Genomic DNA, 7,179 nt, shown 5'->3' with positions numbered 1-7,179 from the left:
CGGCTGGTGGCCCAAATCCGTTTGGGGTCATTGACGGTTTTTCAGTCGCCCTCATGGCGACCGCGTCTCGGTAGAGACGAACATCGACTTGAGCCAAAAGCGGGATTTTTGGCGAAATAAGACGATGTGCGACGTGAATAGTCAAAAGTGACACACATCGCTAGATGAGTTTCACGCAAATTCACATTCCGCACAGTATGAAATGACACTCCCGACATTCCGTCGATGCGGCGTTTTTTGATCTCCTCTCGGCGTAGGACTCTTTGGCGAACGAGCCGATTTGAATCCGCAAATCACAGTGATTTCTCGCGATTCACGGATCGGAACAGGAGCGTGGGGGGCATGGCAGTCGCCCCGGTTGCGGCGGGATTGCAAACGCGTTGGGGCGGAATGCCGTGCCTTTGCGACAGTGTGCGGAAAATGCCAGTTTGTGGTGAGCTTGGACCCACCCGCGAGTCGGTTTGTGCAAGAAATTCTGTCTGCTCGGGGCGCCGTGCAGGCTTCACTGTGCGGGCTTCACTTTGCAGGGTTTAATGTGCACCGTTCACTGTGCACTGTTCACTGTGCACCGTTCTGCCTTGCAATCTATCGCCGTGCACCGTTTCTTCACGTACTGTTTCTTCACACACTGTGATTTCAGCCACCGTGATTTCAGTTACTGTGATCACACTCGCTCGTCTCTGGTCGCGTGATGGCCGGACAGGTTTGCGCTCACGCCGTATCTTGGCGAGCCGCCGAGATGATCAGATCACACTGGAGTTCCACGCCTCGAGTTGGCAATCCAATCGAGGGACGTCGGGACGGATCATTTCATTTATCGTCGACGCGAGGTCGAGGTTGGTCGCCGAATTGACGCCGCCGTTGGCGTAGTGTGGGTGCGGCGCGCCGAGGGATATGCCATGATGTGCGTCGAATCTCTTCTCGTCTTCCTCGCAGCGAGCAAGATTCCTCTGGTCACGTTCTTATCGATTTTGCTTGGCTTCGTTCTCCGTGTTCAAACAGGGGCCGTGTTTCAGCAGGTCCTGATTGAAGTTGGCCGGTTCTCCAAGTGAGGCCTTACTAATCCTCCAACTCCGGAGAGGAGTCGAACACTGTTCCAGTCTTTTTTTAACCTGCACTTCGATGACCCGCTGTTAAATATGGCGACGGTCCTCATTGCGGGAATCGTCGGCGGCGAAATTTTTGCATTGGCCAAACTACCCAAAGTGACCGGGTGGATTGCGACCGGGATCATGTTACGAAGGCTCGCCCTTCCCGGCATGAACACCGAGGTGGACCCCGTCTGCCTCGATCGGTTTTTGCCCTACATGCATTTCGTGTTGGGGTTCATCGCGTTCACGGTCGGGGCGACGTTGTATTTCGCGAGTTTGCGAAACACGACCAAGCGGATCGGGTTCTTGCTGCTGGGCGAATTGCTGGTCACGCCGGTCGTTGTCGGATTGCTGCTTTACTTCCTCGGGCCGTTGGTTCCTGGTGGTGACGTGATGACGGCGAAACCCGCACTGGTGTTAGCAGCGATTGCGATCGCCGGTGCACCGGGCACGACGGTGTTGGTGATCCAGGAGGCCCGTGCGCGTGGAATCTTGACTCGTACTTTGCTCGCGGCGATTGGGCTGATCGACATGATCGCTGTGGCCGTGTTCGTATTCATCACGACGATCTTAGGTGACGAATCGGGGTGGTCGCATGCGTTGCAGAGTGTCGTGATTCAGTTCGGCGTGACGTTAGCGATCGGCGGTGGTTGTGGCATGCTCGCGATTTTATTGACACGGACGTTGGTCAGCCCCGCATTCTTGGGGCCGACGATGGTTGCGGCGGTTTTAGGCGCGTGGGGATTTGCCGCCGGGTTCGGGACCTCGGGCGGAATTCTGGCGTGCACGTTTGCTGGGATCGTGGTGACGAATGTCCGTCACGATTTGGTACGTTCCGGGGAGGCCTATCTGCAAACGATCAGCGGTGCGTTGTTCGCACTGTTTTACACGTTCGCGGGAATGCGTTTGGACTTCGGATTAGTCCCACAGGCAGCCGCCTTGGTCGCGTTGTATTTCTTTGCCCGTTTGATCGGCAAATGCGCCAGTGCGTATTCCGCGATGTCATTGGCTGGCGTGACCGCCAACGTGCGAGGTTATTTGGGGATCGCGTTATTGCCGCACGGGGGCGTCGCCGTCGGTTTGATTTTGTTGATATCAGGCGAGAACTCTGGGTTCAGCGAAGAGGTCCGAACGCTCGTCAATACGGTCGGATTGTCGGCATTGGCGATCAATCAGTTGCTCGGTCCCAGCGCGACTCGGTTCGCGTTGGAACGATCAGGCGAGGCTCACAAAGACCGCGCCCGGTTGCTGGACTTCTTGCAGGAACATCGTATCGCGGTTGGTCTGACGGGCAGCGATCGTGAAGCCACGATTCGTGAATTGACCGCGCAGTTATACGCAACGTCGAAGATGGAACTCAGCCAAGAGGAATTCATCAAACGGGTGATTGCGAGAGATGATGAACACTCGACCTGTCTCGGGAACGGTTTGATGATCCCGCACGCCATTTTGGACGAAGGCGAGGGCAACGAAATTCGAGGTGTCCTTGGCATCAGTCCCGAAGGTTTGGGATTCGACACGCCCGACGGACGCGTCGTTCACGCGGTGTTGTTGTTGGCGACTCCGGAAGTCGAACGCACCCGTCACTTGCAAGTCCTCTCGGCATTCGCCACCGCAATCACACGTGACGCGAACTTGGTCGAGCAGCTTTACCACGCGCGAAGTCCCGCTCACGCGTACGAAATTTTGCACGCTGACAAACACGCGGATATCAACTACTTCCTCGAAGACGCTGCCGACCAAGCAGGCTTGCGTCCCGCTTCATGAAGTTCGTTCGGTCGCGAGTCAGAGCTTCGCGGGCCGGAGCACGGTCTAAAAAAATGTCGCCGGACATTAACAGGTTCGTTGCTGGCGACTCCTGTGGATGTGACCGGGACGGTCGTCGTTTGTGGATACGCTTTAATCGCGAAAGTTCTTGCGGTACGCCAGCGGCGTTAGGCCGGTGACTTGGCGGAACCGTTTGGTGAAGTGACTTTGGTCGTAAAACCCGATCGCGCCACTGATCTCGGCGACCGAGTCTTCGGTTTCGGTCAGCAAACGTCGCGCGTGCTCGACGCGTCGAGCGAGTAAGAATTGAGTCGGAGTCATTCGCAACAGTTCGCGGAACCGTTGGTTGAAGTGTGTCGTGGATAGGCCCGCGCGTTCGGCCATCTCTTTCATCGAAATCGTTTGTCTGTAGTTGGCTTCGATAAATTCGATCGTGGGGGCCAGTTCGCGGAAGCTCGTCGATTGTTCCTCCGGTGTATTGATCGGGTACATCACGCCCGCCAATCCGATAATCATCCCGTTGCCGTCATGCAGCGGAGTTTTGGTCGATTTGTACCAATGCGGTGTGCCGCGAATGTGAGGCACTAACCAAACTTGATTGGCGATCGTCACACCGCCTTCCATCACCCGTCGATCTTCCTGGTGGTAGGCTTCGGCGAGGGTGGGAGGTTGGAAGTCCGAGTCGGTTCGGCCGATCAGGTCCAAGTCACGTTCGAGCCCAAAGACATCTCGCAGGACGGGTGTGTTGACGGCGATGTAACGATGATTCGCGTCTTTGGCGTAAAAGTAAACCGTCGGTAGGAATCGAAACAGCTCGATCACGTCATCGGCGAGCGGGCGTTTGGCGAAGAAATCGGCGGCGAACGTTTTCGCGTTAGTGAGTGTATTGGGCATCGTCAAAACGTACCAAAAAACGCCCCCGTTGTTACAAGACTGACGTTCCCTAACGATTAGAATGCGTCTATTACTAGCGAGGGCAATGGTCTCTTAAATGTATAGAAAACGGCCGTTTCGGTGCCGCTGCCTCCTCTCGCCCGAGTCGTGATGCCAACTGGTAAACGCGATCCCGCCTCCTTTCTCTCAAATCGTCAATCTCTATGGATTTCATCCGTTGTGTCTCCTTGCGGTTGGGTGCGTTGATCGTATCTGCGACCGCGAGTGTGGGTCTCTCCGTTCCAGTGCATGCCGAGATCGACTTCAACCGTGACGTTCGACCGATCCTTTCGGACAAGTGCTTTAAGTGCCATGGGCCGGATGCGGCGAACCAGGAATCGGAGTTTCGGGTTGATTCGTTTGAGAACGCGACCGCGGATTTGGGTGGCTACTTTGGCATCGTCCCGGGAGACCTCGATTCGAGCGAAGTGCATGCTCGGATTCACGACGAGGACGATCCCATGCCGCCGGTCGGTGACTTGAAAAAACTCACACCGGAAGACATCGAGATCTTGGACCAATGGATTTCCGAAGGTGCCCGATTCGAAGCTCACTGGGCGTTCGTGCCCCTGCCCTCGGAAGTCGAGGTTCCCGACGCCGGCGGCGATTGGGCGAAAGGACCGATCGATCGCTTCGTGGCAAATGTCGTCAAACAAAAAGGATTGACTCATGCCGAACCAGCCAGCCGCGAGAAGTGGCTCCGCCGGGTCACGTTTGACTTAACCGGTTTGCCACCGACGGTTCCCGAAATTCGCGAGTTTCTCAATGACACTTCTGAGGACGCCTATGAAAAGGTCGTCGACCGTTTGCTGCAGAGTACTGCGTGTGCGGAACGTCTGACGAGCGAATGGCTGGACGTTGCTCGTTACGCCGACACATACGGCTATCAACGAGATGACGAGCGTTTTGTATGGCCGTATCGCGATTGGGTGATCGACGCCTTTCATCGCAACATGCCCTACGACGAATTCATCACCTGGCAGCTCGCGGGAGATTTGTTTCCTAACGCGACTCAGGAGCAACGACTGGCAACCGCATTCAACCGTCTGCACTCGCATAAGAAAGAAGGTGGTGTGGCGATTGAGGAATTCCGTGTCGAAAACGTTGCCGACCGAACGCACACCGTCGGCGCCGCGTTTCTCGGCCTAACGATGGAGTGTTGTCGTTGCCACGATCACAAATATGACCCGCTGACCGCGGAAGACTACTACTCGATGTCAGCGTTTTTCGATGACATCGATGAGAACGGTTTGATCTCGTACTTCACCGACGCGGTTCCCACTCCGGCGATGCCACTGCCCGATGAAAAACAGGCTGCCGTGATCGATGCGGCGACGCGAAGTGTTGAGACCGCCGAAGCCGAATATCGCGAGTACGTGCAAACGGGAATCGACGAGGCATTCGATGCTTGGTTAGCACGCCGCCGGTCTGTTTCGCCGATGCCGGGACACGTCGTCGCACTGTCGATGGACGAATTGCAGAAGCCCGGTCCGGGCGAGTTGATATCGGAAACGGAAAAGAAGCTCTTGCCTGATACGGTTCACGCATTGCCCAACGAGGCGGCCGGTCAATCTGAAAAATTTGCGTTGACGCCTCTCGCCAACACGCACGTCGAAGGGAAATTCGGCAAGGCGATCGAGCTGACCGGGGACGACTCCATTTTCATGCCAGGTGAAGGACACTTCGAACGGCATGATCCGTTCTCGTTTTCGATGTGGATTTGGTCACCGGAGGTGGAAACACGTGGTGTGCTGATCCGTCGTTCTCGTGGTTGGGATGACGCCGGATCGATTGGGTACGAATTAACGCGTGAGGGAAACAAACTCGTCGCAAAGCTCTGTCATTTTTGGCCCGGCGATGCGATCGCGATCGAAACGACGGACGAACTCGTCGCCGAGAAATGGACTCACGTCGCCATGGTCTACGACGGTTCGAGCCGCGCCGATGGCCTGAAAATCTTTGTCGACGGCAAGCCCGCGGCAACGCGTGTGGTCGTCGACCACCTGACACGCAATATCACACAGTGGCGAGGCGGGTACCCTGATTTGGCGATCGGAGAACGTTATCGGGATCGCGGGTTTGTCGGCGGACGTGTGGATCAGTTCGACGCGTTCGATCGTCAACTCAGTGACCTCGAAGTCGCTCAGTTGTATGACGGAGAGGCGTTGTACGCGAACTTGATACGTCCGGTCGATCAGCTTTCCGATGAAGAGCTTGCCGAATTGCGTTCGTACTACACGTTGGCTGTTGACGCCAAAGCGGTTCAGTTGCGCAAGGCGTTGCGATCCGCTCGCGTGGAATTGAACAACGCGATCGATGCGACGCCTGCGATTTTGGTCATGCGAGAAAGTGCCACGCCACGCCAAGCTTACCTGCTCGAACGAGGCGTGTATGACCAACCTGGCAAACCGGTCCAGCCTCGAGGGCCGGAATTCTTGCCGCCGATGGACGACGACATGCCTCGCAATCGACTCGGGTTCGCGCAGTGGCTCACGCAACCGGAACACCCGTTGACCGCACGCGTCACCGTGAACCGTTATTGGCAAATGATGTTCGGTTCTGGATTGGTCCGCACGTCCGAAGACTTCGGCAACCAAAGTGCTCCACCGACTCATCCCAATTTGCTCGATTGGATGGCTCGAGATTTTGTTCAATCGGGTTGGGACGTTCGTCAATTGCTACGCAAAATCGCGTTGTCGGCGACCTATCGACAAAGCAGCGTCGTGTCCGCGGAAGAGCGGGATAAGGATCCTGAGAACCTGTATCTGTCACGTGGTACGGGACAACGTTTGTCAGCCGAAATGATTCGCGACAACATGCTCGCCGTCAGTGGCCTGTTGGTTGACAAGGTCGGCGGTCCGCCGGTGAAAACCTATGACGTGGCACTCGCGTACAATCCGTTGAAAGTCGATGAGGGGGACAAACTCTATCGCCGCAGTCTTTATACGTTCTGGAAACGGACCTCGCCGGCACCGGTGATGATGACGCTTAACACGCCGACCCGCGAGGTTTGCCGGTTGCGACGCGAGATCACCTCGACGCCACTGCAAGCACTCGTGCTGATGAACGGTGCTCAGTTTGTTGAGGCGGCTCGGGTGATGGCAGGGAATCTGCTGACGGATCACGGTGACGATGTCCATGTGATGGTGTGTGACACCTTTGAACGATTGACCAGCCGTCAGCCGTCCTCGCGTGAGGCAGAAATTCTCGAACAGCTCTATCGCGAACAACTCGACGGGTTTGCAAAGAGCCCTGAGCAGGCGAAGGAGTTTCTCGGTGTTGGACAGGCTCAACCTTCGTCGGAACTCTCGCCCGCTGAACTAGCCGCCGCGACCGTCTTGGTCAGTTCGGTCATGAACCTCGACGAATGCGTGAGGCACCAGTGAAC

Annotated in this window: 4 protein-coding genes; 3 read left to right on the top strand and 1 reads right to left on the bottom strand. The window is 56.4% G+C overall.

All coding sequences use genetic code 11. The features are described from left to right. The first annotated feature begins 645 nt into the window (after positions 1-645). Both FHS27_RS26715 and FHS27_RS26710 read left to right on the top strand, forming a co-directional pair. Positions 646-870 (top strand): hypothetical protein, encoded by a 225-nt coding sequence (locus FHS27_RS26715; RefSeq protein ID WP_184308818.1) that lies wholly within the window; start codon positions 646-648, stop codon positions 868-870. A 269-nt stretch (positions 871-1,139) separates the two neighbouring features. After that, positions 1,140-2,858, top strand: coding sequence for a PTS sugar transporter subunit IIA (locus FHS27_RS26710; protein WP_184308816.1), 1,719 nt, complete (start codon positions 1,140-1,142; stop codon positions 2,856-2,858). A gap of 132 nt (positions 2,859-2,990) precedes the next feature. Here FHS27_RS26710 and FHS27_RS26705 read toward each other — a convergent pair whose 3' ends face one another. Beyond that, positions 2,991-3,752, bottom strand: coding sequence for an AraC family transcriptional regulator (locus FHS27_RS26705; RefSeq protein ID WP_184308814.1), 762 nt, complete (start codon positions 3,750-3,752; stop codon positions 2,991-2,993). 203 nt (positions 3,753-3,955) lie between these two features. On the opposite strand from FHS27_RS26705, the gene FHS27_RS26700 reads away from it, so the two are divergent. After that, a complete protein-coding gene (locus tag FHS27_RS26700) occupies positions 3,956-7,177 on the top strand; it encodes a DUF1553 domain-containing protein (protein WP_184308812.1) in 3,222 nt (1,073 codons plus the stop codon). The last annotated feature ends 2 nt before the right edge of the window (positions 7,178-7,179 follow it).

This window comes from Aporhodopirellula rubra (genome assembly GCF_014192335.1).
GTDB classification, from domain to species: domain Bacteria; phylum Planctomycetota; class Planctomycetia; order Pirellulales; family Pirellulaceae; genus Rhodopirellula; species Rhodopirellula rubra.
The sequence above is the reverse complement of the archived record's forward strand: the minus strand, read 5'-3'. Positions and strand labels throughout refer to the sequence as shown.

Bases quoted from the DNA above. Each gene is read 5' to 3' on its own strand.
- FHS27_RS26710 (WP_184308816.1), top strand. From the start codon at position 1,140: ATGGCGACGGTCCTCATTGCGGGAATCGTCGGCGGCGAAATTTTTGCA.
- FHS27_RS26705 (WP_184308814.1), bottom strand. From the start codon at position 3,752: ATGCCCAATACACTCACTAACGCGAAAACGTTCGCCGCCGATTTCTTC.
- FHS27_RS26700 (WP_184308812.1), top strand. From the start codon at position 3,956: ATGGATTTCATCCGTTGTGTCTCCTTGCGGTTGGGTGCGTTGATCGTA.